At 66.0% G+C, this 23,679-nt stretch carries 25 protein-coding genes; 10 read left to right on the forward strand and 15 right to left on the reverse strand.

Features of this window, described 5'->3' with window-relative positions; translation table 11 throughout:
* The 4 genes from ACM26W_RS14890 to ACM26W_RS14905 form a co-directional block, all read right to left on the reverse strand.
* Nucleotides 1–1,491: a SulP family inorganic anion transporter gene (locus ACM26W_RS14890; RefSeq protein WP_416137754.1), complete on the reverse strand. Its 1,491-nt coding sequence runs from the start codon at nucleotides 1,489–1,491 to the stop codon at nucleotides 1–3.
* 495 nt (nucleotides 1,492–1,986) lie between these two features.
* Complete coding sequence (locus ACM26W_RS14895) at nucleotides 1,987–2,790, reverse strand: slipin family protein (RefSeq protein ID WP_416137755.1); 804 nt, start codon at nucleotides 2,788–2,790, stop codon at nucleotides 1,987–1,989.
* A gap of 78 nt (nucleotides 2,791–2,868) precedes the next feature.
* The gene (locus tag ACM26W_RS14900) at nucleotides 2,869–4,389 is read right to left on the reverse strand and encodes an NfeD family protein (protein ID WP_416137756.1); all 1,521 of its coding nucleotides are present in this window, start codon (nucleotides 4,387–4,389) and stop codon (nucleotides 2,869–2,871) included.
* A 233-nt stretch (nucleotides 4,390–4,622) separates the two neighbouring features.
* Nucleotides 4,623–5,450 (reverse strand): hypothetical protein, encoded by an 828-nt coding sequence (locus ACM26W_RS14905; RefSeq protein WP_416137757.1) that lies wholly within the window; start codon nucleotides 5,448–5,450, stop codon nucleotides 4,623–4,625.
* Nucleotides 5,451–5,609: 159 nt separating this feature from the next.
* Here ACM26W_RS14905 and ACM26W_RS14910 point away from each other — a divergent pair, with 159 nt between their 5' ends.
* The 4 genes from ACM26W_RS14910 to ACM26W_RS14925 are packed head-to-tail and all read left to right on the forward strand — an operon-like array spanning nucleotide 5,610 to nucleotide 10,294.
* Entirely contained in the window at nucleotides 5,610–6,689 is a 1,080-nt protein-coding gene (locus tag ACM26W_RS14910) for an aminoglycoside phosphotransferase family protein (protein WP_416137758.1), read from the forward strand.
* 54 nt (nucleotides 6,690–6,743) lie between these two features.
* Nucleotides 6,744–7,955 carry an ABC transporter substrate-binding protein gene (locus ACM26W_RS14915; protein WP_416137759.1) on the forward strand — a complete coding sequence of 404 codons (1,212 nt, stop codon included), beginning with the start codon at nucleotides 6,744–6,746 and terminating at the stop codon, nucleotides 7,953–7,955.
* 15 nt (nucleotides 7,956–7,970) lie between these two features.
* Complete coding sequence (locus ACM26W_RS14920) at nucleotides 7,971–9,665, forward strand: ABC transporter permease (protein WP_416137760.1); 1,695 nt, start codon at nucleotides 7,971–7,973, stop codon at nucleotides 9,663–9,665.
* Nucleotides 9,662–10,294 carry an ATP-binding cassette domain-containing protein gene (locus ACM26W_RS14925; RefSeq protein ID WP_416137761.1) on the forward strand — a complete coding sequence of 211 codons (633 nt, stop codon included), beginning with the start codon at nucleotides 9,662–9,664 and terminating at the stop codon, nucleotides 10,292–10,294. The genes ACM26W_RS14920 and ACM26W_RS14925 overlap by 4 nt, the downstream gene beginning before the upstream one ends.
* Here ACM26W_RS14925 and ACM26W_RS14930 read toward each other — a convergent pair.
* Nucleotides 10,278–12,491, reverse strand: a complete 2,214-nt coding sequence (locus ACM26W_RS14930; RefSeq protein ID WP_416137762.1) for an FAD-dependent oxidoreductase — start codon at nucleotides 12,489–12,491, stop codon at nucleotides 10,278–10,280. The genes ACM26W_RS14925 and ACM26W_RS14930 overlap by 17 nt on opposite strands.
* Nucleotides 12,492–12,726: 235 nt before the next feature.
* Here ACM26W_RS14930 and ACM26W_RS14935 point away from each other — a divergent pair, with 235 nt between their 5' ends.
* The gene (locus ACM26W_RS14935; RefSeq protein ID WP_416137763.1) at nucleotides 12,727–13,416 is read left to right on the forward strand and encodes a TIGR04283 family arsenosugar biosynthesis glycosyltransferase; all 690 of its coding nucleotides are present in this window, start codon (nucleotides 12,727–12,729) and stop codon (nucleotides 13,414–13,416) included.
* Nucleotides 13,406–14,029 (forward strand): TIGR04282 family arsenosugar biosynthesis glycosyltransferase, encoded by a 624-nt coding sequence (locus tag ACM26W_RS14940; RefSeq protein WP_416137764.1) that lies wholly within the window; start codon nucleotides 13,406–13,408, stop codon nucleotides 14,027–14,029. Before ACM26W_RS14935 ends, ACM26W_RS14940 begins: the two co-directional genes overlap by 11 nt.
* A 5-nt stretch (nucleotides 14,030–14,034) precedes the next feature.
* Here ACM26W_RS14940 and ACM26W_RS14945 read toward each other — a convergent pair whose 3' ends face one another.
* Both ACM26W_RS14945 and ACM26W_RS14950 read right to left on the reverse strand, forming a co-directional pair.
* The gene (locus ACM26W_RS14945; RefSeq protein WP_416137765.1) at nucleotides 14,035–14,811 is read right to left on the reverse strand and encodes a YiiX/YebB-like N1pC/P60 family cysteine hydrolase; all 777 of its coding nucleotides are present in this window, start codon (nucleotides 14,809–14,811) and stop codon (nucleotides 14,035–14,037) included.
* Between the two features lie 201 nt (nucleotides 14,812–15,012).
* Nucleotides 15,013–15,423 carry a hypothetical protein gene (locus ACM26W_RS14950; RefSeq protein WP_416137766.1) on the reverse strand — a complete coding sequence of 137 codons (411 nt, stop codon included), beginning with the start codon at nucleotides 15,421–15,423 and terminating at the stop codon, nucleotides 15,013–15,015.
* Between the two features lie 312 nt (nucleotides 15,424–15,735).
* Here ACM26W_RS14950 and ACM26W_RS14955 point away from each other — a divergent pair, with 312 nt between their 5' ends.
* Nucleotides 15,736–16,350, forward strand: coding sequence for a sigma-70 family RNA polymerase sigma factor (locus tag ACM26W_RS14955; RefSeq protein WP_416137767.1), 615 nt, complete (start codon nucleotides 15,736–15,738; stop codon nucleotides 16,348–16,350).
* Complete coding sequence (locus ACM26W_RS14960; protein WP_416137768.1) at nucleotides 16,344–16,589, forward strand: zf-HC2 domain-containing protein; 246 nt, start codon at nucleotides 16,344–16,346, stop codon at nucleotides 16,587–16,589. The genes ACM26W_RS14955 and ACM26W_RS14960 overlap by 7 nt, the downstream gene beginning before the upstream one ends.
* 58 nt (nucleotides 16,590–16,647) lie before the next feature.
* Here the strand turns inward: ACM26W_RS14960 and ACM26W_RS14965 are convergent, their stop codons facing one another.
* From ACM26W_RS14965 to ACM26W_RS14975, 3 genes are read right to left on the reverse strand one after another with little or no spacing between them, the layout of a single operon-like run.
* Nucleotides 16,648–17,109 (reverse strand): DUF302 domain-containing protein, encoded by a 462-nt coding sequence (locus ACM26W_RS14965; protein ID WP_416137769.1) that lies wholly within the window; start codon nucleotides 17,107–17,109, stop codon nucleotides 16,648–16,650.
* A 12-nt stretch (nucleotides 17,110–17,121) separates the two neighbouring features.
* Nucleotides 17,122–17,715, reverse strand: coding sequence for a hypothetical protein (locus ACM26W_RS14970; RefSeq protein ID WP_416137770.1), 594 nt, complete (start codon nucleotides 17,713–17,715; stop codon nucleotides 17,122–17,124).
* Nucleotides 17,712–18,740 carry a DUF3179 domain-containing protein gene (locus ACM26W_RS14975; protein ID WP_416137771.1) on the reverse strand — a complete coding sequence of 343 codons (1,029 nt, stop codon included), beginning with the start codon at nucleotides 18,738–18,740 and terminating at the stop codon, nucleotides 17,712–17,714. The genes ACM26W_RS14970 and ACM26W_RS14975 overlap by 4 nt, the downstream gene beginning before the upstream one ends.
* Before the next feature lie 425 nt (nucleotides 18,741–19,165).
* Between ACM26W_RS14975 and ACM26W_RS14980 the strand changes: the two genes are divergently transcribed.
* Together ACM26W_RS14980 and ACM26W_RS14985 are read left to right on the forward strand one after the other, a co-directional pair.
* Nucleotides 19,166–19,723 carry a sigma-70 family RNA polymerase sigma factor gene (locus tag ACM26W_RS14980; protein ID WP_416137772.1) on the forward strand — a complete coding sequence of 186 codons (558 nt, stop codon included), beginning with the start codon at nucleotides 19,166–19,168 and terminating at the stop codon, nucleotides 19,721–19,723.
* A complete protein-coding gene (locus ACM26W_RS14985) occupies nucleotides 19,720–19,911 on the forward strand; it encodes a zf-HC2 domain-containing protein (protein WP_416137773.1) in 192 nt (63 codons plus the stop codon). Before ACM26W_RS14980 ends, ACM26W_RS14985 begins: the two co-directional genes overlap by 4 nt.
* A gap of 47 nt (nucleotides 19,912–19,958) precedes the next feature.
* Here ACM26W_RS14985 and ACM26W_RS14990 read toward each other — a convergent pair whose 3' ends face one another.
* From ACM26W_RS14990 to ACM26W_RS15010, 5 genes are all read right to left on the reverse strand, one after another.
* Nucleotides 19,959–21,218, reverse strand: a complete 1,260-nt coding sequence (locus tag ACM26W_RS14990) for a DcaP family trimeric outer membrane transporter (RefSeq protein ID WP_416140905.1) — start codon at nucleotides 21,216–21,218, stop codon at nucleotides 19,959–19,961.
* A 388-nt stretch (nucleotides 21,219–21,606) separates the two neighbouring features.
* Nucleotides 21,607–22,059: a DoxX family membrane protein gene (locus ACM26W_RS14995; RefSeq protein WP_416137774.1), complete on the reverse strand. Its 453-nt coding sequence runs from the start codon at nucleotides 22,057–22,059 to the stop codon at nucleotides 21,607–21,609.
* Between the two features lie 127 nt (nucleotides 22,060–22,186).
* Nucleotides 22,187–22,546, reverse strand: a complete 360-nt coding sequence (locus tag ACM26W_RS15000; protein ID WP_416137775.1) for a hypothetical protein — start codon at nucleotides 22,544–22,546, stop codon at nucleotides 22,187–22,189.
* 37 nt (nucleotides 22,547–22,583) lie between these two features.
* Nucleotides 22,584–23,069 carry a DUF302 domain-containing protein gene (locus ACM26W_RS15005; protein ID WP_416137776.1) on the reverse strand — a complete coding sequence of 162 codons (486 nt, stop codon included), beginning with the start codon at nucleotides 23,067–23,069 and terminating at the stop codon, nucleotides 22,584–22,586.
* On the reverse strand, nucleotides 23,069–23,641 hold the full coding sequence (locus ACM26W_RS15010; RefSeq protein ID WP_416137777.1) for a DinB family protein: 573 nt from the start codon (nucleotides 23,639–23,641) through the stop codon (nucleotides 23,069–23,071). The genes ACM26W_RS15005 and ACM26W_RS15010 overlap by 1 nt, the downstream gene beginning before the upstream one ends.
* Nucleotides 23,642–23,679 lie beyond the last annotated feature (38 nt).

The raw sequence follows: 23,679 nt of genomic DNA on the forward strand, positions 1-23,679 counted from the left end.
TCAGTGCCCTCCCATCAGTTTCTCGACGGCTTCCGGATCGTCATGCACCGCGAAGCGGTCGACGATGGTGGCGCTCGCCTCGTTGAGGCCTATCAGCTCCACCTCGGTACCCTCGCGGCGGAACTTGATCACCACGCGATCGAGGGTCTGCACGGAAGTGATGTCCCAGAAGTGGGCGCGGGACAGATCGATGGTGACCTTCTCCACGGTCTCCTTGAAGTCGAAGGCGCCGCTGAAGTGCTCGGAAGAGGCGAAGAACACCTGGCCCACCACCTTGTAGATCCGGCGGCTACCCTCATCGGCCTCTTCGGAGCCGATATAGAGGATATTGCCCACCTTGTTGGCGAAGTTCATCGCGGCGAGCAGCACGCCGACGAAGACGCCGATGGCCAGGTTGTGGGTCCCCACCGTCACAATCACCGTGGCCACCATGACCATATTGGTGCTCATGGGGTGCTTCTTGAGGTCCTTGATGGAGCTCCAGCTGAAGGTACCGATGGAAACCATGATCATCACCGCGACGAGGGCGGCCATGGGAATCTGCGAGACCCAGTCGGCCAGGAAGACCACCATCAGCAGCAGCACCACGCCGGCGATCAGCGAGGACATGCGGCGGCGACCGCCGGACTTGATGTTGATCACCGACTGGCCAATCATCGCACAGCCCGCCATGCCGCCGATCAGGCCGGAGCCGATGTTGGCGATGCCCTGGCCCTTGCACTCGCGGTTCTTGTCGCTCTTGGTGTCGGTCAGGTCGTCGACGATGGTGGCGGTCATCATCGACTCGAGAAGCCCCACCACGGTCAGCATCAGCGAGTAGGGCAGAACGATCATCAGGGTCTCGAGGTTGAGCGGGACGTCCGGCCACAGGAAGACCGGCAGGCTATCCGGCAGCTCGCCCATATCGCCCACGCTGCGAATCTCCATGCCGGTGAGCAGGTAGACCGAGGTGAGCACCACGATGCAGACCAGCGGCGAGGGGATCGACTTGCCGATCTTCGGCAGGAGGGGAAAGCCGTAGATGATGCCGAGCCCGGCGGCCGTCATTGCATAGACATGCCAGGTCACCCCGGTGAGTTCGGGCAGCTGGGCCATGAAGATCAGGATCGCCAGGGCATTGACGAAGCCGGTGACCACCGAGCGCGAGACGAAGCGCATCAGCTCGGCGAGCCTGAGGTACCCCGCGATGATCTGTAGCACCCCGGTGAGCAAGGTGGCCACCAACAGGTACTCGAGGCCGTGGTCGCGCACCAGAGTGACCATCAGCAGCGCCATGGCACCGGTGGCACCGGAAATCATGCCGGAACGGCCGCCGGTAAAAGCGATGATCACGCAGATGGCGAAGGAGGCGTAGAGACCCACCTTGGGGTCGACGCCGGCGATGATCGAGAAGGCGATCGCCTCGGGAATCAGGGCCAGGGCGACCACGATTCCCGAGAGGGTGTCGCCTTTCAAGTTGGAAAACCAACTCAGCTTCATTTTTTCGTACATGCTGAAGTCCAGTCTGGGTGGGTGTCTTGCCGTCAGGCGCCGGGGTATAGCGCAATGCCGGATGGGCGGCTGCACCGATGGCGGTGCAATCCACAAGGATCCGGCGTTGCCACTTGCTTGTAGATGGTGCGACTTCGGGAGTGCGCGCGGAGGCGCCATGGCATCAGGGGGATGCCGCGCGGCGACACCTCGGTGACGAGGAAGCCGCCGCAGAAGAAAACGAGAGGAGTGTGCTAGGGCGGCGTGGCCAGCCCTGCCAGGGGAGTCATCACGATGTGCTGTCCCTTGTCTTGGAAGGCGATCGCGGTAGCGTCGCCTGAAGATCCGTTACGGCGCCGAGCCACGACATGAGCCGGGTTCAAGGCCACCAGGAAATCGAGACGCGGATTCTAGCAGGTCTGGTGCTGCACTGCACCCCTGGGCAGGAGCCCAGTTATCAGGAGCAGGGGTAGCCGCCACGGCCGGGTAGCCGTGGCGAGAGGGGGAGAGAAAAGCTCAGGTGTCACTGCCCTCATCCGGCGCACTGGCGTCGTTGCGGGCCTGGGCGGCCGGCGAGGCCTTCAGGTGACGGAAGGCCTCCATGATGTCCATGGGCAGCGGGAAGACGATGGTGGAGGCATTCTTGTTGCTCATGTCGCTCATGGTCTGCAGGTAGCGCAGCTGCAGGGCCGCCGAGTTCTCGGCCATGACGTTGGCCGCCTCGACCAGCTTGCGCGAGGCCTGCAGCTCGCCCTCGGCGTGGATCACCTTGGCGCGGCGCTCGCGCTCGGCTTCCGCCTGGCGGGCGATGGCGCGGATCATGCTCTCGTCCAGGTCCACGTGCTTGATCTCGACGTTGGCCACCTTGATGCCCCAGCCCTCTGCCGAGCCGTCGATGATCTCCTGGATGTCGTTGTTGAGCTTGTCGCGCTCGGAGAGCATCTCGTCCAGGTCGTGCTTGCCGAGCACCGAGCGCAGGGTGGTCTGGGCCAGCTGGCTGGTGGCCATGGTGAAGTTCTCCACCTGGATGATCGCCTTCTCCGGGTCGACCACCCGGAAGTAGATCACCGCATTGACCTTGACCGTGACGTTGTCCTGGGAGATCACGTCCTGCTCCGGCACGTCCATGGTGACCACCCGCAGGTCGACCACCTCCATCTTCTGGATGCCGGGGATGATGATGAGCAGGCCCGGCCCCTTGACCCCCTGGAAGCGCCCGAGGAAGAACACCACCCCGCGCTTGTACTCCGGCAGGATGCGTATCGAGGCCGCGATCAGCATGAACAGCAGCACGACCGGTACGAGATAGGAAATCAACATGGTCAGTCTCCAGGGTTAGCGTGGAACCTTCAGCGTGGAACCTTCAGCGTGAAACCTTGCGGCGCCGAACGTGACGCCTCAGAGGTGCTCTTCCAGGGGCTCGACCTCGACGGTCAGGCCATCGATGCTCGCCACCCGCACCGCCTGACCCTTGACCAGCGGCCGCGCACAGCGAGCATTCCAGCGCTCGCCCATCAGGCGCACGTGCCCAGTGCCATCGAAATCCTCGAGCACCCGGGCCTCGCTGCCGATCAGCTCTTCCTGCCCTCCCTTGGCCGGGCGCCGGCGAAGGCGCATGAAACGGGTCATCACCCACAGCATCAGGACCGCGGCGAGCAGGGCGATACCGCCGATCATCGGCAGCGAGATACTCAGGTTGTCTGCATCCATCAGGATCACCGATCCGATCACGAAGGCGACGATGCCGCCGATTCCCAGTATGCCGAAACTGGGCATCAAGGCCTCGCCCACGATCAGCGCCATTCCCACCAGGATCAGCGCCAGGCCGGCAAAATTGACCGGCAGCACCTGGAAGGCGAACAGGGCCAGCAGCAGACAGATGATGCCGATGGTGCCGGGCACCAGGCTGCCGGGGTTGGAGAGCTCGAAGATCAACCCGTAGAAGCCGATGATCATCAGGAAGTAGGCGACGTTGGGGTTGGTGATCACCGACAGCAGCTGGGTGCGCCAGTCGGGATCAAAGCGCTCGATGACGAGCTCGGCGGTATCGAGGGTCAGTTCGCCGCGCTCCATCACCACCATGCGGCCGTCGATCTGCTCGAGCAGGTCCTCGATATCGCTGGCCACCACGTCGATGACGTTCTTCTCCAGCGCCTCCCGGGAGGTGAGGTTGACCGCCTCGCGCACCGCCTCCTCGGCCCAGTCGGCATTGCGGCCGTGGCGCTCGGCCAGGCCGCGGATGTAGTAGACGGCGTCCTCGAGCACCTTGCGCTCCATGGCGGTCTCGCCGCGGCGCGGGCTGTCGGCGGCGCGGCTGCGCTCGTCGGCCTCTTCGCCGGCCACTTCCTCTTCCGGCTGCGACGCGTCATCGCCCTCGCCCACTATCTCGCCGCCATCTCCAGCAGCTTCCTCCGGCTCTTCCGCCCTGGCCCCGCCACCGCTTTCATCGTCATCGTCATCATCGCCGATCCCCGGAAATCCACCACCCATCTGCACCGGCGTGGCCGAGCCCAGGTGGGTAGAGGGCGCCATGGCCGCCACGTGGCTGCCATAGAGCAGGTAGGTGCCGGCGCTGGCCGCCCGGGCACCGCTCGGCGAGACGTAGATGGCCACCGGCACCGGCGAGGTGAGCATGGCGCGGATCATGTCGCGCATGGAGGCGTCGAGGCCGCCGGGGGTGTCCATCTGCACCACCACGATCTCGGCGTTGCCCTCGGCGGCCAGGCGCAGGCCGCGCTGGAAGTAGTCGCTGGTGGCCGGACCGATGGCGCCTTCCACGGTCATCACCAGCGCCGTACGCTCGTTCTGCTGGGCCTGGACCACCGACTGGAAGAGGGCCAGAAACGCTCCCAGCGCCAAGCAGCAGAGGCTGAACAGGAGGAAGCGTCGCCCGATCAGGGCGGCAAGGACTCGGCTCATGATGATCTTCCCTGGGCGACCCGTACAATGGGTGTGAGTATCGGCACGGCCCCCAGTTCATAAAATAAGTTCAGAAAATAGGGTCAGGAACTGGATTCAGCCGATGCTGAACTCAGCGTAGGTGCTGGCACACCCAGGCCGCAACAGCGGGGTGCGCCTCCTGCGTCGGGAGCACCCCGCTGGCGGGCCGAAGATCCGGGGGCCGGCCGGCGCCCGGAAGGGTCGGGGAGGCCTCAGAGGTCGTGGGACTGGCCGGAGACCCGTCGCTGCACCTCGACCATGTAGGCCGCCAGCGAGGGCAGCGCCTCGCCGCCCCAGTCGAGCGGACTCGCCTGCATTGGCGCCACCATGCAGATCTGTACCATCTCGTCGGCGTATACCTCGGCCATGCCGAACTGGGCCTCTGCCATGGCCACGCGGTGGGGAAACGGCTGTTCGAAGGTCGACTGATAGCCCATGTCCTGGCCGTCACTGCCGTGGCAGCTGGCGCATGAGAGCCCGTTGGTGCTCAGCGAGGTGTCATAGTAGAGGGCCTCACCGCGCGCCAGCAGCTCGGCGGGGTTCTCGCCGGACTCGCTGTACGCCGGCTGGTAGCCTTCGGGACGCTGGACCGCATCGCTCGCTCCGGCCTCGGCCTCGTCTTCTGCTTCGCCCTCGGCTTCTGCTTCGCCCTCGCCTTCCGCTTCGCCCTCTGCCTCGGCTTCTGCCTCGCCCTCGGCTTCTGCTTCGCCCTCGGCTTGCGCTTCGGCCTCACCCTGTGCCTCGGCACCGCCCTCGGCATGGGCGCTGGACAGGAAGAGTGACGTGGCGGTGAGGGCGGCCAGGCCCGGCAAGGTGCCGTCATCATCCAGCGTGGCCTGAAGGGTCACGCCGCCCGCCACCAGGGCGAGCACCGGGGCCGTGTAGGCCAGCTGTCGCCCCAGGCGTCCTAGCAGCCTGCGGCGTTTATCGTCATGCTGTGACATGGTATCCACCTCCATGATGGCGAGTCGTGGCAACACCGAAGTGTCGCTCGGCCGGGAGTCGGGGAGCAGCGGCTCGCGATGTCCCGTCCACCGCATCGGGTTGCGGTCCGGTTCTGTCGGGGCAGGGGCGGATGGCTTACAGTCGCAGGGGCATGCTTGGACTGCCCGCTGCCAACCGCTGCCAATGGAGGTGTAAGGATGGGCGGCCTGGCTCGACTTCCCTCTGACGCAGAACTCCCGACACCGAGGAACCCTATGCCGGACCCCGTCTCCCGCCCGGACGCCCGACTCGACGAACACGATGCCCTGGCCAGGGCCCTGGCTCGCGCCGGCCTTGCCGCCGAGATCCGCGCGATGCGCCCCATGGCCGATACCGGCCTAGCCCATACCCATGTGTGGCTTTCGCGCGATGCCATCGACTGGGTGGCCCGCCTGCCCAAGCAGAGCCAGATGGGGCTACCGGTCGAAGAGAACCTCGAGTACCAGGCGGCCTGCTTCGTCCGCGCCAGCCAGAGTGGTCACGCGCCTGCGCTGCACGGAGTGCTGCCGCCCAGCGCGGAGCTGCCCCGCGGTGGCCTGCTGGTCAGCGCGGTACGCGGCCGCCCGGCACGCCTGCCTGACGACCTGCCGGCCATTGCCGAGGCACTGGCCGCCATCCACGCCCAGGAGGTGCCCGCCGAAGCGGCCCGCGCCCCGCTCCACTCCCCGGCCGACCCCTGGCGCGCCATGCGCGAGGAAGTGAGGCGGCAGGCGGAATGGCTAGGCGACGCCGGTCTCTCCGCGGAAGCGCAAGCGCAGATCGAGAACGAACTCACGGCACTGCCCGAACGCCTCCCGGCCGGACCCGGCACGGCCCCTCGCCTGATCAGCTTCGATGCTCACCCCGGCAACTTCCTGATCACCGACTCGGGACGCGCCGTGCTGGTGGACCTGGAGAAGTGCCGCTACGGTCTGCCGGGGTTCGACCTGGCCCACGCCACCCTCTACACCTCCACCACCTGGGACCTGCACAGCCGCGCCGTGCTGACCCTCGAGGAAGTCGCAGGTTTCTACCACCTGTGGAGAAACGCGACCGGCCTGGCTGGCGACACCCGTTCGTTGCTGGCCGGCCGCCGCGCCATGTGGCTCTGGTCGCTGACCTGGTGCGCCAAGTGGCGGGCGCAGCACGGCCGAGACCGCGATGCCAAGGCCTCCGGCGAGGACTGGTCGGCCCAGCTCAGCGACGATGCCCTGGTGGCCCATGTGCGCGAGAGGGTCGACCACTACCTCTCCCCTGAGGTGGTCAACTGCGTGAGGAATGAACTGGATGATCTCCGAGTTGCCCTCGACGACTGATCCCCTCCGTTAACCGTCATGACCACAACACCCGTCATAAAAAGGACTGCTCCGATGACGCGACCCCCACTTGCCCTGCTCTCCGCCCTTGCCCTGCTGGCCTGCGCCCCGCTCCAGGCCGCCCCGGACCCCACCGACTGGGAGGCGGTACTCGAGGAAGCCCGCGGCCAAAGCGTCTTCTGGTATGCCTGGGCCGGAGAGGAGCGCACCAACGACTACATCCAGTGGACCGCCGACCGGGTCGCCGAGCGATTCGATATCGACCTGGTGCATGTCAAGCTCAGCGACACCGCCGAGGCGGTCTCCCGGGTGCTGGCCGAGAAGCAGGCCGGCAATGACGATCGCGGCAACGTGGACATGATCTGGATCAACGGCGAGAACTTCGCCACCATGAAGGCCAACGACCTGCTGTTCGGTCCCTGGTCGGAGCAGCTGCCCCACTATCCGCTGACCGATCCGGAGAATACTCCGGCGGTACGCTACGACTGGACCATCCCGGTGGACGGCCTGGAGTCGCCCTGGAGCAGCTCTCAGGTGGTGTTCTACTACGATACGGTGCTGGTCGAAACCCACCCGCGCTCGATGCCCGAGCTTCTGGACTGGGCGCGGGACAACCCCGGCGAGTTCACCTACGCCCGGGTGCCCAACTTCCTCGGCAACGCCTTCATCACCCAGGCGCTGCTGGAGCTGGCCGAGGACACCGAACTCCTCTACGAACCCATGAAGGAAAAGGACTTCGAAGACGTCACCGCGCCGCTGTGGGCGTTCCTGGATGAGCTGCACCCGCTGCTGTGGCGGGGTGGCCGCGCCTTTCCCGCCAACAGCTCGGAGCTGCGCCGTCTGATGGGCGACAGCGAGATCAGCATCGCCCTCTCCTTCAGCACCACCGAAGCCTCGGGTGCCATCGCCAACTTCGAGCTACCCGCCAGCGTGCGCAGCTATGTGCACGACTACGGCATGATCGGCAACATGAGCTTCATGGCGATTCCCTACAACGCCCAGCACAAGGCCGGCGCCATGGTGGTGGCCAACTTTCTGCTGAGCCCCGAGGCCCAGGCCCACAAGCAGGACCCGGTGGTCTGGGGCAGCAACACGGTGCTGTCGCTGGCGACCCTCGAGCCGGGTGATCGCGCACTGTTCGACGACATCGACCTGGGCATCGCGACCCTGTCGCCGGACGAGCTCGGCGAGGTGCTGGGCCAACCCCACCCCAGCTGGGTCGACGCCCTGGCCGAGGCCTGGCAAGAACGCTACGTCGGCCGCTGATCGGCGGGTAGCGCAATGCTCAGACTCGCCCCCTGGCTGATCGTCACCCTGCTGGTGGGCCCGATCCTGGCCGGGCTGGCCATGGCCGCCCTGCCCGCCTTCGGCTACCTGCCGGCGCTGGGCGGGGAGACCCTCAGCCTGACGCCCTGGCGGGAGCTGTTCGCCCAGCCGGGCCTGGCGAGGTCGGTGGGGATCAGCTTCGCCAGCGGACTGATCACCACGGCCATATCGCTTGCGGTGGTGCTGCTGTTCCTGGCCGGGGCCTCGGGCAGCCGCCTCGACCACTGGATACGGCGCATGGTCTCGCCGCTGCTGTCGATCCCCCATGCGGCGGCGGCCTTCGGCCTGGCCTTCCTGATCGCCCCCTCGGGACTGCTCGCGCGGCTGGCTTCGCCCGGGCTGACCGGCTGGGAGCGGCCACCGGATGCACTGATCGTCAACGACCCTTGGGGGCTCTCGCTGATGGCGGGGCTGGTGATCAAGGAGATCCCCTTTCTGCTGCTGATGAGCCTGGCCGCCCTGCCCCAGCTCGATGTCGAACGCCGCCTGGCCATGGCCCGCTCGCTGGGCTACCGCCCGGCCATCGCCTGGCTGAAGGTGGTGGCCCCCTCGCTCTATCCGCTGATCCGCCTGCCGGTCTTCGCAGTGATCGCCTACGCCTCCTCGGTGGTCGACGTGGCGATGATCCTCGGCCCGACCCTGCCGCCCACACTGGCGGTATCGATCCTCACCTGGTTCAACGACCCAGACCTGTCGCGACGCTTCATGGCCTCGGCCGCTGCCCTGCTGCAGCTTGGCGTCACCGCCGCGGCGCTCGCCATCTGGTGGGGGCTGGAGTGCCTGGTCCGACGCCTGGGGCGGGGCTGGCTATCTGGCGGCCAGCGACGCGCCGGCGATCGGCTGCTGCACGTGGCCGGCAAGGCGCTGATCCTGCTCGCCGCTGCCACGGCCCTGGTCGGCATCGCCGGGCTGGCACTCAACTCCGTGGCCGGTTTCTGGCGCTTCCCGGACGCCCTGCCCCAGGCCTTCACGCTGCAGCACTGGGAACGCGCCCTGCCGTCGTTGGCCGGGCCGGTTACCTCGACGCTGCTGATCGCCGCCGTCTCGACGCTGCTCGCCCTGATCCTGACACTGGCGGCGCTGGAGAACGAGCAACGCAGCGGTCGCCACCCGGCCCAGGGTCGGCTGGGCTCGGCCCTCACCCTGCTCTACCTGCCGCTGATCGTGCCCCAGATCGCCTTCCTGTTCGGCCTGGTCGTCGTCATGGAGACACTGGGCACGCGCCCCACCCGGTGGCTGGTGATCTTCGGCCACCTGCTGTTCGTACTGCCCTACGTGTTCCTGTCGCTGTCGGAGGCCTACCGGCGCTTCGATCCACGCTGGTCGAGGGTGGCGCTGACCCTGGGCGCCACGCCCAATGGCACCTTCTGGCGGGTGCGGCTGCCGATGCTGCTGGCGCCGATATTGACCGCCTGCGCCGTGGGGCTTGCCGTCAGTATCGGTCAGTACCTGCCCACCCTGCTGCTGGGCGCCGGGCGCGTGCCCACCGTGACCACCGAGGCGGTTGCCCTGGCCGCCGGCGGAAACCGCCGCCTGATCGGCGTCTGGGCCCTGGTCCAGGCCAGCCTGCCGCTGCTGGGCTTTCTCATCGCCGTGGGCCTGCCCCGGCTGCTCTGGTCCCACCGCCGCGGCATGCGAGGCTCACCATGAACGACCGCCATCACCTGGTGCTGAAGGATATCCATATCGCCCTGGACGGGGTGACCCTGCTGGCACTCGATGCCGAGGTGGGCCCCGGCGAGGTGCTCACCGTGATGGGCCCATCGGGCTCCGGCAAATCGACCCTGCTGGCCTATCTGGCCGGGTTTCTGTCCCCGGCATTTGCGGCCAGCGGCCGGGCGCTGCTCGATGGCCAAGACCTCACTCGGTTGCCGGCGGAGCAGCGCGGCATCGGCCTGCTGTTCCAGGACCCGCTGCTGTTTCCGCATCTATCGGTCGCCGGCAACCTGCGCTTCGGCATGCCTCGCGCCACTGCCGACCGCGCCGAGCGCGTCGAGGCGGCACTCGCCCAGATCGGCCTGCCCGGCTTCGGGAAGCGCGATCCGGCCACCCTGTCAGGGGGTCAGAAGGCGCGAGTGGCGCTGATGCGCCTGCTGCTCTCGGCGCCCCGGGCCGTATTGCTGGACGAGCCCTTCTCCAAGCTCGACACGGCGTTGCGCCACGAGATGCGCGAGCTGGTGTTCGGCAGGCTGCGCGACGCGGGGCTGCCCAGCCTGCTGGTCACCCACGACCGGGAAGACGCCGAAGATGCCGGCGGGCGGATCATCGCCCTCGAGTGACGTCCTGCTGGAAGTCCTGCCCAGGTGATTTCTCGGCGCTGCTAGCCGCCCCGCGCCGCCAGGCGAAGTAGCGGGCCAGCCAGCGCAGCAGCCGTTCGGGCTTGTGGGCATTCTTCCATACGCCGGCGGTAGCCTTCACCGCCTCGCTGCGGGTGGGATAGGGGTGAATGGTGGAGAGCAGACGGTTGAGTCCGATGCCGCGGGTCATTGCCAGGGTGAAGGTGGCGAGCATCTCGCCCGCCCCCTCGCCGACGATGGTGGCCCCGAGGATACGGTCGCTCCCCGGGGGTGTGAGCACCTTGACGAAGCCCCGGGTCTCGGCCTCGGCCAGGGCGCGGTCGAGCTCCTCCAGGGCATAGCGGGTCACTTCAACCTCGATGCCCTGGGCGCGGGCCTCGCGCTCGTTGAGGCCCACCCGCGCCACCTCCGGGGTGGTGAAGGTCACCGCCGGCAGTGCCCGGTAGCTGACCCGGAAGCGCTTGAACTCCCCGAACAGCGCATTGACCGTGGCATGCCAGGCTTGATGGGCGCCGGCATGGGTCAGCTGGTAGGGCCCTACCACATCGCCGCAGGCCCAGACGTTGGGCAGCACGCTGCGCAACGTCTCGTCCACGTCCAGGGTGCCGTCGTGACGGGTGTCGACGCCCAGCGCCTCGAGCCCCATGCCCGTGACGTTGGCCTCGCGGCCCACGGCCACCAGCAGGTGGGTGAAGGGCAGCGGTTCGCGCTGGCCGTCGGCGTTCGCCACTTCCAGTGCCGAGCCCTCCCTGTCCGCGACGACCGCCAGCGCCCGATGGCCCAGCAGCACACGAACGCCCTCCTCGCGCAGGGCGCCCTGGAGCTCCTCGGCCACCTCGGTGTCTTCGCGGGGCAGCAGCTGGCTCGCCGACTCCACCAGGGTCACCCGGCTGCCCAGCAGGGCGAAGCTCTGGCCCAGCTCGCAGCCGATCGGCCCGCCGCCGAGCACCACCAGCCGCTCGGGCAGCTCCCGAAGCCGCCACAGGGTGTCCGAGGTGAGCACCTCCACCGACTCGATGCCGGGCAGCTCGGGCACACGTGGGCGCGCCCCGCTGGCGATGATCACGTGGCGGGTGGTCAGGGTTCGCTCCCCTTCCGGGGTCTCCACCCGCACCTGCCAGGGGCTGGTCAGGCTCGCCTCGCCCTTGAGCACGTCCACCCCCAGACCCTGGTAGCGTTCGACGCTGTCGTGGGGTGCGATGGCCTCGATGGCGCCGTGCACGTGGCCCATCACGGCGGCGAAATCCACGCTCGGCTCGGCGACTCGCACGCCATAGTGGCCCGCACGCCGCACCTCCCTGATCGAGCGCGCGGCCCGTATCAACGCCTTGGAGGGCACGCAGCCGGTATTGAGGCAGTCGCCGCCCATGCGCTCACGCTCCACCAGGGTCACCCTGGCCCGCACCGCCGCGGCGATATAGCTGGCCACCAGGCCCGCGGCGCCGGCGCCGATCACCACGATGTCACGATCGAAGCGCGTCGGCCGACGGTGGCGCCGCGCCAGGGCGCGGCGCTTGACCAGGGCCACCAGGCCCTTGGCCAGCCAGGGAAAGACACCGATCAGGGCGAAGGAGGCCACCAGCGAGGGCGAGAGGATATCGCCCAGGGCCTGCAGCTCGGCCAGCTCGCGGCCGGCATTCACGAAGACCACCGTTGCCGGCAGCATGCCCACCTGGCTGACCCAGTAGAAGGTGGTCAGACGCATCCGCGTCAGGCCCATCACCAGGTTGATCACGAAGAAGGGAAACAGCGGGATCAGGCGCAGCGTGAAGAGATAGAGCGCCCCCTCGCGGCGGATGCCGGCGTTGATGCGCGCCAGCGCCCCGGCGTAGCGCCGCTCCAGGGGGCCACGCAGCAGGGTGCGCGCGATCAGCGCCGCCAGGGTGGCCCCCATGGCACTGGCGAAGGAGACGATCAACAGCCCCCAGCCGAGCCCGAACAGGGCACCACTCAGCACGGTCATCAGGGTCGCGCCCGGCAGGGAGAGCCCCGCCATCACCACGTAAAGCAGGAAGAAGCCCCCGATCACGGTGACCGGCTCTCGCGCCAGCCAGGCATGAAACCGTATCTGCTCGGCTTGCAGGGCCTCGAGGGTCAGGTAGTCGCTGGCCCCCGACAGGAAGAAGGCCGCCACGGCGGCAGCCAACAGCAGCAACAGCAACAGGCGTCGTGATCTCATCTGATCTCCTTGGTGGTCCCAACGGGTATGCTAGCCCTCTGGGTCGTCGCGGTCTCGGCTTCCTTACGGCGACAGGCCGCCGCCGGGTCCGCAACGCACCTGTGGAACGAAAGGTGTGGCGCCACTAGGCGACCAAGCAACGCCCCCTCTTGGCTTCGTGAATGAGAGGCGTGAAAGAGAAACGCAAAAGAGAGACGCAAAAGAGAAACGCAAAAGAGAGACGCGAGAGATCCGGATGACAGCGCCACTGCTCAGCCTCATCATGCCCGTGCTGGATGAGGCCTCCACCCTCAAGACCACGCTCACCGCTCTTCAGCCGCTGATGTCGCGGGGGCTGGAGGTGATCGTGGTCGACGGAGGCAGCCGGGACGCCACCGCCACCCTGGCCGCCCCGCTCTGCACCCGGATGGTCGAGGCCCCCCGCGGCCGCGCGCGTCAGATGAACCTGGGAGCCGCCGCGGCCAGCGGCCAGGCGCTGCTCTTCCTGCACGCCGATACCCGCCTGCCCCAGGACGCCGACCGTCGCATCGCCAGAGCCCTGTCGGACAGGCGCTGCTGGGGACACTTCGACGTCTGCCTGGAAGGGACGAACCGCCTGCTGCCGATCATCGCCACCGCCATGAACCTGCGCTCCCGCCTGACCGGCATCGCCACCGGCGACCAGGCGCTGTTCATGACGCGCGCGGCGTTCGAGGCAGTCGGTGGTTTCCCCGACCAGCCCCTGATGGAGGACATCGAGATGTCGCGTCGACTGAAGCGCCTCTCACCGCCGGCCTGCCTGCGCCAGAAGGTGGTGAGCAGCGGCCGGCGCTGGGAGCAGCACGGGGCCTGGGCGACGGTGCGCCTGATGTGGCGGCTGCGCTGGCGTTACTGGCGAGGCGAATCACCGGACCGCCTGGCCCGGGAGTATCGCCATGTGCGCTGAGCGGCTGCACGATGAAGTGGCGCTGGCTATCCTGGCCAAGGCGCCGATCCCGGGGCGGGCCAAGACCCGCCTGATTCCGGCACTGGGGCCCGAGGGGGCCGCCCGCGTTCATGCCCAACTGCTGGGCCATACCCTGGAGGTGGCCTGCGCCGCCCTTCCGCCCGAGCGGATCACGCTGTGGACGGCACTGGACCACGCCCACCCGCTGTTTCTCGCACTGGCCGAGCGCCACGGCGTCACCCTGCGCCCCCAGCTGGAGGGCGACCTTGGAGAGCGCATGCATCACGCCCTGGCGCAGGCAGACGGGCCCGCCATGATCATCGGCAGCGACTGCCCGGTGCTCACCCCGGCGCTGCTCGGCACCTGCGCCGAGGCCCTCGAGGATCACGACGCCGTCTGCCTGCCCGCCGAGGACGGGGGCTATGCGCTGCTCGGCGTTCGTCATCCCGACCCACGAATTTTCGACGACATCCTCTGGGGCACCGGGAGCGTGATGGCCGAGACGCACCAACGGATCGCGGCGCTGGGCTGGCGCCTGGCCTGTCCCGCCACCGTCTGGGACGTCGACCGCCCGGAAGACCTGCGGCGCTGGCTGCGCTCGCCCCGCCCTTGAGCCTCTCAGGCCACTGAGAGGGGCTCCGCTGAGTCGTCCCAGCGCAGGCGATGCGGGTCAAAATCGCCCAGCAACGCCGGCTTGATGATCTGGAAGTAGGGCGAAAGATCGAAATCCCGGGGGGTGAACAGGCTGTGATGGCGACGCCGCAGGACCCGCCGCCGGCATCCGACACAACGCTGCTCATCTCGGCGCCACTCCTCGATGGGCTGGATCGGGTAGCGTACCGACTGGAAGGTCTGGGCGATCAGGGTCGAGCAGATCGCTCGGGTGGGATCCCCGCTGCCCAGTTCCAGCATCCGCCGGCGCCAGGGTGTCGGAACCGGCGGCAGCGGCAGCAGGTAGCGTGCCAGATCGAAGATATTGCGCAGGTCATAGCGGTGCCCCACTCGCTGGCAGGCGAACTGAATCAGCGCCGCGGTCGCCTCGGGGCCCAGACCCACGGGGCGGCAGATGCGCAGCGGGACTCCGAAGAATTCGTCGTACCCCACCAGCCGGACGCCCTCGGCAAGATCCGCCTCGACGAAGCAGTCCCCCTCGCAACCGCCAGCACGCCGAGCAGCATCCTGACCCACGAAGAGGGCGGCGTGAGACCAGGAGGACTGGGTCAGGTACTTGATCACCGTGCTCAACCGGGAAGACCCCTCCACCAACAGCACATCGCCAGGCTCGAGGCAGGAGAGCACGCCTGGTTCGACGCGGACTTCGGCCTGATGCCAGGGTCGCTGATGAGTGAGCCAGCAGCTCAGCCGGTAACCGCAGCTTTCCAACATCCTGGACATGCGCGTTCCTCCCGTGACCACCGGTGTGACACCACCAGGCCTGCTTAGCGCTCTCCTCGTTTCATTCCTGCCTTCTCGATTTCCAGTCTTCCTGCTTTCCAACCTTCCTGCATTCCAATCTTCCTGTGCCGGTACTGTGAAGTCCTGACGTGATCCACACTCATACCGCCTGGCGAACCGAATGCCAGCTGGCTGCCGAGCTCAGTCCATCCGTACGGTCAAGTAGTAGTGATTCGAAGACTCCTGCTTGCCACCCAGGTGTCGACCACGAACCTCCAGGGTATAGCGGCCGGCTTCGAGCAGCTCCTCGAGCACGAATAGGCCTCTCCTGTTCCGACCTTCAGCAACTCGCTTATGTTCATCATCGAACAGTACTGCCCTCAGGCTGACGGTATTCGGGCTGGTACCGGCCCACACGCGACTTTCCACCTGTAGTCGCGTCCTTGAATCGACATCGAGGACATACCGATGAACGCTGTCTATGCGGCGATACTCACTGCGCCCCTCCACAAGCGGGGTTGGCGCACTGGCCAGGACCGATGAGACCTGAAACAGCCCACCCATGAGCGCCACGGCAGTAATGACAGCCATCACTTTTCTCTGGAACATCATGACACACCTCCTCACGGCTCTTGCAGGACGACCCACCCGGAAAGCGCGGGGCGAGCGACAAGCGCCTTTACCTTTTACATTATCAGGATCACGGATCGTAAGTCCTGTGAATTGGTAGAAATCGGAGGTGTTTCCTTACTCTATTTAACCGAAAAAAAGGTTGCTTTTTTAAAAAGTAATTATCGAAAAATACTCTTCATTCTGGTGTAAGGTCGCCGTATCTATCGCGACCTAACGAAGGTACACACTGGCAACGGAAATGTTATCTGTATATTGCCACGCCACTGACCCTTGTCCTGGAGCATGCATGTGATGACAGACGTGAGACGCTCGAAATACGGCAGCGACATGGCCGAATCGTCCGAATCACCCACCCACCTAGAGCGACTGTCGGCAGTCCGCCCTCGCCTGTTATCGTTTACCCGGCTGCACCTGATTGATAAAACGCTGGCAGAAGATACCGTTCAGGAGGCCATGCTTTCCGCCTATGAAAAGGGCAGCTCGTTTTCCGGTCGTTCCGGCTATGAGACCTGGGTCTTCGGTATTCTCAAGTACAAGATCCTCGATGCCATACAAGCTCAGAAACGCTTCGGATTCTGGCAATCTCTGGAAGATGACGCCATCGCCCACCAGTTTCAGCAAAGCGGCCGCTGGGAGATATCGGCCCAACCCAGCGACTGGGGAAAGCCGGACCTTGTGTACGAGAATGAGCATTTCTGGCAGATCTTCGACGCCTGTATGCTTCACCTATCCGATAACCTGGCACGGGTCTTTTCACTTCGCGAACTGATGGGGCTATCGACGCAGGAGGTCTGTCGGGTGGTCGGAATCAGGGAAAACCACTGCGCCGTGCTGCTTCACCGCGCGCGGCTCAAACTGAGAGCCTGCATCGAAAGCCGTTGGCTCGGGGAGACCCTGCCATGCTGATGTGCAAAGAAGCCACCCGACTGATGTCCCTGAAGCAGGATCGGCCGCTCACTTTTCAGGAACGGCTTGCGTTGCGCTTGCACCTTTCGATGTGCCAGGCCTGTCGGGAGTGCGACCGTCAATTCACGCTGCTGCACAAGACCGCCCGGCGATTCGACGCCGAGACTCCCACCGAGCACAGCGGCCTCCATCACCGGAGAAGAAACGGGAAAGGCAACGGCAGCAACAGCGCCCGGTAGCGGCCGGGCGCATATCTCAATACACCATTCGCTGGCGAGTTACCGATTCTCTGACGCGCTACGGACCTGCCGCCTCGGCGGCGATGCCCGCCAGTGCCTCGGCCACGTCATCGAGCGGCAGGTCGCAGTCGCTCAGGTCGTGTCGCTGGGCCAGATAGTCGGGATGATTCCACTCCAGCAGTGTCCCTTCGTCGGTCTGGCGAATCAGCAGCTTCTGGGGCAGGTCGAGGGCCACACTGCCCTGGCACTGCATCATCGGCGTACCCACCTGTGGGTTGCCGAACACGAAGGTTCGCGTCGGGGGAAGTGACAGCTCGACACTCTCCGCATTGGCGGCATGGTCCACCACCGTGACGAGGGTCATGCCACGCGCCTCGAGTGCCGCGCGCAGCCGCTGGTCGACCTCATCGATCGAGTGATCGCTGGTCAGGCGCTCGATCCCCGAGCCAGCGAGCGCCTGGCCCGCGACTAGCAGTCCAGCAATCGTCAGCATCGCCAGCGGCTTTCGAATCTCGAACATGGTACTGCCTCCTTATCGGCGTGAGTGTTCAGCATCGTCCAGCTGGCCGCCCTCAGCAACCTCGAGCCGCCGCGCCATCCCCCACAGTCCGACCAGCAGCAGCAGAACCGCCAGGGGAATCAACAGCGGCGACAGGCTGGCCACGGCGCCAGCAATCGGCAGGCCCAGCCAGATCAGCACCAGCGGCGCACAGCAGGCCCCGCCGGCCAGCAGGGCGGGAATCGCCGCCAGCAGGCCGGTTCCGGAGCTGCCGGAGCGCTTCAGCCCACAGGCGCGCGGCGCCCGCCACAGCCGCCAGCCTGCAATCAGGTTAAGCCCCACCAGCAGGCCCAGGAGCAACGCCAGCAGCAGGTTGAGCGGACTGAAGGTCCAGACCAACGCTCCCAGGGTGATCAAGCCGACGGGCTCGAACTGAAAGGCACTGCGCGCCTCGAAGAGCCGCTGCCAGGCCGGGAAGCGCGCATCAATGCCGCCCTGGCCGCCCCCAGCCAGGTCCCCGGTCAGCCATAGGTAGAGCCCCGCATAGGCCAGCGCGGTCAGGAGCATCAGGGTCACCTGACGCGGCGCGCGAAGCAGCGTAACCAGCAGTTGCGCCAGTGCGCTCATGGCCCCCCCTCGAAGAGGACGGCGTCGGGGTAGAAGGCCGCCCAGGCAAACCACATCGCCGCGAAGGCGTTGACCGCCTCCAGGCTATCCATGCCTGCGCCGCTGACCCCGGCGGGGCCGAAGCTCAGGCTCTGCTGATCGATGGCCAGGCGATCGGGGTTGTGGAACACCCAGCCGGTGGCCAGCGCCGGGTCGTGCACCACACTGTAGTGGCTATCGCCCAGCGCCAGCTCGACCACCCCGTCGGCCTCCAGCGCCTCGGGAGTCACCGCCGCGGCACCGTGGCGCGTGCGAAACCCGAGGATTTCCGTCTTGGGGGCAAGGCGATCGTCCCGGTGCATCACTGGAAAGAGCCGGCCGCTGTCGGGTCGATAGTAGCCAGACAGGGGGTTGTAGCTGCCGTAGGGATCGCGCTGATAGTTGCGCACGAAGCCGGTCTGCTCGGTCAGCACCTCGCTGTCGGGATAGCGCGCCTGCCAGCGCTCCCAGGTGGTCCAGACCACCCGAAACTCCTCCAGCCCGTGGCCCTCCAGCGGGCCGTCGATGGCCACGCCCAGGATCTGCGGCCACTCGCTGTCGGTGGCCCGGTCGTACATGATCAGATTGCTGTTGACCAGCCGCCCCGAGACGCCCAGCTCGGTACTGCCACGCTTGAAACCCAGCGCCGTGCCGGTCAAGGGGCAGTAGGTAATACTCACCGCCTCACCGCCCAGTTCGTCGTTGACGATCTCGTGCCAGACCAGGATCCGCTGCGGATAGGCCCTCACCACCCCGTTGAGGTAGACCCCGACCACCCGATCACCGGGGGCCAGGCTGGCCTGGTCGGCAGGCTGAAAATATGGCCGGTCGATGGAGGGGATGCCGTCCTTGCCCGGCCCACCGGCTCTGATCTCGTCGCGAAAGGCCTCCAGCGAATAGGCCAGGGGAACCGAAGGGGGGCGCTCGGCGGGTGGCCCTGCCAGCGCGGATGCCAGCGGCGACAGCAGTAGCGTCAGGGCCAACGGCAGGTAGGGCCAAGGTCTCATGAGGGTGCCTCCTGTCACGCGGATCAACGGGGCGCCCGACACGGCAGTGTGCAAAAGAAGCGACAACGGCAACGGCTCGGCCACCATGGGGGCATGGGGTGATACTGATTGGTCGTGGAGATCAGGCCAGCCTTACGGCCCCTCACGCGACACAGGGTTGAGAGCGAATCGAGGGGGGATCCGCCACAATGAGCGTAAGATTGCGCACCGCATCACGACTAAACGGCAAACAGCCAATCAGGAGCCCGCTCATGGCCCCAGCCCTCGGCTGAGTATTGCAGCGAGCGCGTCATGACCCAGACGCAGCGCCGCCTTACAGAACTGGGTGGCGGCTGGCCTGTCCGGGACATCGCTACCATGCTGAATGACCAGAACCAGTCTACAAAGGGTGCCGTAACGTGACAGAACAAACGCAAGACGATCGCATGCAGCGCCTTGCAGCCGTCCGGCCGAGGCTGGTCTCCTTCGCCCGGCTGCACCTGCGCGACAGCGCCCAGGCCGAGGACGCCGTGCAGGATGCGCTGGAGGCCGCGATCGAGAAGGACGCCAGCTTCTCGGGGCGCTCCGGCTATGAGACCTGGGTGTTCGGTATTCTGAAATACAAGATCCTCGACAGCATGCGTGCCCAGAAGCGCCAGGGTAAATGGCAGCCTCTCGAGGATGAGACCGATGACGAGGCCCTGGACCGCCAGTTCCAGCAGAACGGACGCTGGCGGGTAGAGGCACGCCCGGCCAGCTGGGGCGAACCGGAAGCGGCCTTCGAGAATGAGCACTTCTGGCAGGTGTTCGACGCCTGCATGATCGCCCTGCCGGACAACGTCGCCCGGGTCTTTTCGCTGCGCGAACTGATGGGACTCTCCACCGAGGATATCTGCCGCGAGCTGGGGATCAAGGAAAACAATTGCTGGGTCATTCTGCACCGCGCCCGCCTGCGTCTGCGTAGCTGTATCGAAAAGGGCTGGCTGAAGGAGGCAACTACATGATCATGTGTCGACGCGCCACCGAACTGATGTCACAGCGCCTGGACCGGCCGCTGACATGGCCGGAACGGCTCTCGCTGCGTTTCCACCTCTCGATGTGCGGCGCCTGCACCCAGTGCAACCGGCAATTTGAGCTGCTGCACCGGGTCCAATACCGTTTCGATTTCGATCAGCAGGACAGCCCGCCATAGGAGGCAGGAAGGCCCTGCCCCGGGTCAGCCGCTGGCGCCCTTCCGCATCAGAAGCTGTACTGCGCCGAGAACTGCAGGCGGGTGTTGTCATTGGACGCTCGGCTCTGTTCCTCCTTGCGGGCATGGGACACTTCAAACCCCAGCGTCACCGGCGCGGACACCTGGTAGAAGTGGCTGAAGTGAATACTCTCCAGCTTGCGAGTGGAGTCGGGGAACAGGTCGCCGGGCCTGTCACCCCGGACCTGCCCATAGGAGAGGCTCGAGCTGAACCTGTCGGTCCACTGCTGGGCAACGGCGGCATTGAAGCCGTAGGCCTCGATGGTCTCCAGGCTGCCGGTGGCATCGACGAAGGCTTCGCCGATTCCGCTCGATCCATCATTCGCCCCGCTCGCCGTATACAAATAACGCCCGATCCCATCGCCATAGATGGCCCCGGCCATCAGGGTGGTATCCGGCCCCACCCCCACATTACCGGCCAGCATCAGGCCATAGCCGGTGGCGGAGTCATTGACGTTGTCGTCATCCACCTTCAGCCGTCTGAGCACCGCCGCGGTCTCGAACCCGGCAGTGTCGCCGCTCCAGTGATAGCGGGCGGTGACATCCGGTGCTGAGTCGCGTGACCCTTCAAACCCGGTCGCTTCCGGGTTCTCGGCGGAGAACGACAGGGCTCCGTTGCCTACCGGCAGGGTATAGCGAACCTGGGCCTGGCGCAGAAAGCTGACGCCGACCGGACCGTCGAAATCGACGGTGCTGGGGTAAGCGGTGAAGTGCATGAAGTTGGACCAGGTCTGGCCCGCCAGCAGGCCGGCCCACTCACCATAGGCATGCCGCAGACGGAAGCCACGCGAATTGGAGAAGACCTCATTACCGCCACCACCGAAGAAATCCCCTTCGAGGTGCGTGGTCGCCGGCCCCATCGCCGTTGGCGTCGAGGACTTGATAAACAGCCGCGACTGACGGGCATGGGCGCGGAACGAGTTATTGCTGGAATCCGCCGAGGTATCGACGCCCTCGACGAACAGCGAATCGCCGAGGTCCTGATCGAGATCGTAGATCGCATCCAGCTTGACGTAGCCGCCTATCTGTACCGAGGTATCGGAGCCGGGAAGCTTGAAGCTGCGTGGCGTATCCCCTCCGGTGACGGCATCGGCCGGCTGTCGTGACACGTCCGCCGACTGTTGCTCCAGCCGCTCGATCTGGCGCTGCATGTCCTGCATCTGCGCCCGCAACTGCTCTACGGTCGCGTCTTGCGCCATGGCCGGCACGCTCAGCGTGGCAAGCACCAGTGCCGCCGCCCCTGTCGACACCAGCAAGACGGGGGGACGCTTGTTGTGATGTAAAGATCCCATGAGGTTTCCCCTTTCCTGTCGATAGCGTTGTCTTGTCGAGGCCGAATATTGCTCGACACATCCTGCACCTCATCTACGCAACGAGGTCGCTATCTTCAGTCAGAAAAGGGGACCTCCTATTACAGCATTGACGTGGATTTACTTATCATTTTTTCTGTCACCCATATGTCAATAAAAAGCATCCCCATTCCGTAAGGAAATCACCCATGATCCGACGACGTTGACAATGCCGATGTCGACGCCACGGGCTGGTTGTCGCATCTATGTTTTTCTGCCACTGCCGAAGCCCATGCCTGCCCATAAGGCTCGCGGCCGGCACCTGACCTGAGGTCAGGTGCCGTGTCTCTCAGGAGCCACAGTGGCGTCGCGTTTCCCAGGAGACGGGCCGAAGCTTGCGCCAAGCATCCAGGGAAACCCGGTCCTCGTCCCGGAAAGCCATCACCAACAGGCTGCCGGCGAATATGATCAATGACGGATAGAACAGCGCGTTGGTGCCTTCCAGGAACCAGCCCCAGGGATCAATCACCGAAGCACCGACGGCAATCAGGGACCCCCCATTGAGCAGCAGCTGTAGGGGATAGACCCAGAACCTGGCCAGGCCGATGATCACCAGCAGGCCGATCAGCATCTGGCCAGCGCCGGCTAACGGCAGCAGGGCCTCGCTTGACAGGACCCCAGCGTAGAAGTTGTCGGCAATGGCCAGGCTGTGATCGACATCGACGATCTTGTTCACTCCCCAGACCAGCAGCAACCCGCCCAGCAACACCCTGAGTAGCAATAGTCTCAGCGCCTTTCTCACTCTTACCTCCCGGTATTCCGCGGTACATTCAGGCATTGTCAGGGCATTCCAGCCCCCGGATTTCCCCTGGTCGATGATCCAGGCAACGCCTTACAAGCCAGGGCAGGTATTGCGGCGGAAACTTCGCTCATACGAACAGCAGGTCGCCATAGCTCCAGATCAGGGTGCCGATGACGATGGCGAGATAGCAGGCATAGGGCACTGCACGCCAGAAGCGGATGATGAGGCGGGCCATGCGGGTCGAGACACCCGGCCCCGACGTCCGACCAATATCGAGACGACAGGAGAGCAGGTGCTTGCGGTGATACTCAACACCCACCGCGAATAGCACCATCAAGGCACCCGAGCGTTGGAACCAATGGCCATCACCAGTGATCAGGCTCACCAGTGCCGATACCACCACGGGCAGCATGGCAAACACCATCAGCGCGGCTTCGACAAGGGTGTCCCTGGTGGCCGGGAGCCGACGGTCAATCTTGGAAGCCATCCGCTGTTCTCCTTGGGCACTGCCGTAGGGCGCCTCGCTACTGCGCGGCGGCCCGTGCCCGGTGCCCGATGGCGTCGAACACGGCATCGAGTTCACGGCCGATCTCCACCAATGCCTCACCGCCTTCCTCGAGGTAAGGCGCCAGGACATGGCTCGGGGTCTTCCAGGCAAGGGTGGCGCCGCCCTCCTGGTCCTCGGTGACATAGAAACGGATCGGCGCCTCGATCATGGCCGGGACACTCAGGCGCAGGGCGCGCACGGCATAGTCGTTGCGAAAGACACCCACCACGCGGTTCCCGGGAATCGACTCGCCGCGCCGGGCAGCCGCCTCGGTGGGTCCGGCTTCGGTGACGATGAACATCCCCTCGGCCTCGACAGCTTCGCGCAGGGCCTCGAGCAGCGCACCGTAGCTGGAGGACACGGGAAGGACCTGCCATCCCTGACCGGGCCAGCGGGTCTCGGCCACGGCAGGGGCCGCCAGCATCAGCACCAGCAGAGATGTCACCAACCCCTTGAGGGCCATCAGGCTCCCTCCACCGTGACGTGCGCCGGCGCGGCTTCCCGCTGCCAGTGGCGCAGGGTCGACGGATGAACGCCGAAGGACGCGAGTAGTGATACGCCGACCGGTTCGGCCAGCAGGCCGAGGATCGCCATGTGGTGGATGGTATGGCTGGTCAGGAAGGCCAGTTCACGCTCGAGGCTGGTAGGAAGTACACGATGCTCCTCACCCACGAGGTAACCCAGCGTCAGGCAAACCGGCGGTTGACGATCACCCAACGCCAGCAGCGAAGCCTCGATGGAGGTGAGCCGCTGCGCGGCCCGGCGTGGCCACTGTTCGAAGGTCGCGTCTCGGCGACGATGCTCGTAGTCGATGCGCTCCCCGCCACCTTCGAGGCCGCCGAGCAGGGCATCATAGTGGTCGATGATGTGGCGAACGTGCTTGCCCAGGGTATGACGGCCGTCCGCACCGAAAGGCTGCCGGTAGGTAGCGGGCGTCAGCTCATCGAGCAGGCCCCTCAGCTGGGAAAGCGCCAGGAGATTCTCTTCGATGAGCCCCTCCAGGGCGTGGGGCGGTCCGGGTACAGGTTGTGTCATGGCAGGTTCTCCAGGTTCCTGGGTGGGGTGGCCCGAAG

This window comes from Halomonas sp. HK25 (assembly GCF_047795635.1).
GTDB lineage: Bacteria > Pseudomonadota > Gammaproteobacteria > Pseudomonadales > Halomonadaceae > Halomonas.

Coding starts and splice junctions, on each gene's coding strand:
- ACM26W_RS14890 (WP_416137754.1), bottom strand. CDS start 1,491: ATGTACGAAAAAATGAAGCTGAGTTGGTTTTCCAACTTGAAAGGCGAC.
- ACM26W_RS14895 (WP_416137755.1), bottom strand. CDS start 2,790: ATGTTGATTTCCTATCTCGTACCGGTCGTGCTGCTGTTCATGCTGATC.
- ACM26W_RS14900 (WP_416137756.1), bottom strand. CDS start 4,389: ATGAGCCGAGTCCTTGCCGCCCTGATCGGGCGACGCTTCCTCCTGTTC.
- ACM26W_RS14905 (WP_416137757.1), bottom strand. CDS start 5,450: ATGCGGTGGACGGGACATCGCGAGCCGCTGCTCCCCGACTCCCGGCCG.
- ACM26W_RS14910 (WP_416137758.1), top strand. CDS start 5,610: ATGCCGGACCCCGTCTCCCGCCCGGACGCCCGACTCGACGAACACGAT.
- ACM26W_RS14915 (WP_416137759.1), top strand. CDS start 6,744: ATGACGCGACCCCCACTTGCCCTGCTCTCCGCCCTTGCCCTGCTGGCC.
- ACM26W_RS14920 (WP_416137760.1), top strand. CDS start 7,971: ATGCTCAGACTCGCCCCCTGGCTGATCGTCACCCTGCTGGTGGGCCCG.
- ACM26W_RS14925 (WP_416137761.1), top strand. CDS start 9,662: ATGAACGACCGCCATCACCTGGTGCTGAAGGATATCCATATCGCCCTG.
- ACM26W_RS14930 (WP_416137762.1), bottom strand. CDS start 12,491: ATGAGATCACGACGCCTGTTGCTGTTGCTGCTGTTGGCTGCCGCCGTG.
- ACM26W_RS14935 (WP_416137763.1), top strand. CDS start 12,727: ATGACAGCGCCACTGCTCAGCCTCATCATGCCCGTGCTGGATGAGGCC.
- ACM26W_RS14940 (WP_416137764.1), top strand. CDS start 13,406: ATGTGCGCTGAGCGGCTGCACGATGAAGTGGCGCTGGCTATCCTGGCC.
- ACM26W_RS14945 (WP_416137765.1), bottom strand. CDS start 14,811: ATGTCCAGGATGTTGGAAAGCTGCGGTTACCGGCTGAGCTGCTGGCTC.
- ACM26W_RS14950 (WP_416137766.1), bottom strand. CDS start 15,423: ATGATGTTCCAGAGAAAAGTGATGGCTGTCATTACTGCCGTGGCGCTC.
- ACM26W_RS14955 (WP_416137767.1), top strand. CDS start 15,736: ATGACAGACGTGAGACGCTCGAAATACGGCAGCGACATGGCCGAATCG.
- ACM26W_RS14960 (WP_416137768.1), top strand. CDS start 16,344: ATGCTGATGTGCAAAGAAGCCACCCGACTGATGTCCCTGAAGCAGGAT.
- ACM26W_RS14965 (WP_416137769.1), bottom strand. CDS start 17,109: ATGTTCGAGATTCGAAAGCCGCTGGCGATGCTGACGATTGCTGGACTG.
- ACM26W_RS14970 (WP_416137770.1), bottom strand. CDS start 17,715: ATGAGCGCACTGGCGCAACTGCTGGTTACGCTGCTTCGCGCGCCGCGT.
- ACM26W_RS14975 (WP_416137771.1), bottom strand. CDS start 18,740: ATGAGACCTTGGCCCTACCTGCCGTTGGCCCTGACGCTACTGCTGTCG.
- ACM26W_RS14980 (WP_416137772.1), top strand. CDS start 19,166: ATGCAGCGCCTTGCAGCCGTCCGGCCGAGGCTGGTCTCCTTCGCCCGG.
- ACM26W_RS14985 (WP_416137773.1), top strand. CDS start 19,720: ATGATCATGTGTCGACGCGCCACCGAACTGATGTCACAGCGCCTGGAC.
- ACM26W_RS15000 (WP_416137775.1), bottom strand. CDS start 22,546: ATGGCTTCCAAGATTGACCGTCGGCTCCCGGCCACCAGGGACACCCTT.
- ACM26W_RS15005 (WP_416137776.1), bottom strand. CDS start 23,069: ATGGCCCTCAAGGGGTTGGTGACATCTCTGCTGGTGCTGATGCTGGCG.
- ACM26W_RS15010 (WP_416137777.1), bottom strand. CDS start 23,641: ATGACACAACCTGTACCCGGACCGCCCCACGCCCTGGAGGGGCTCATC.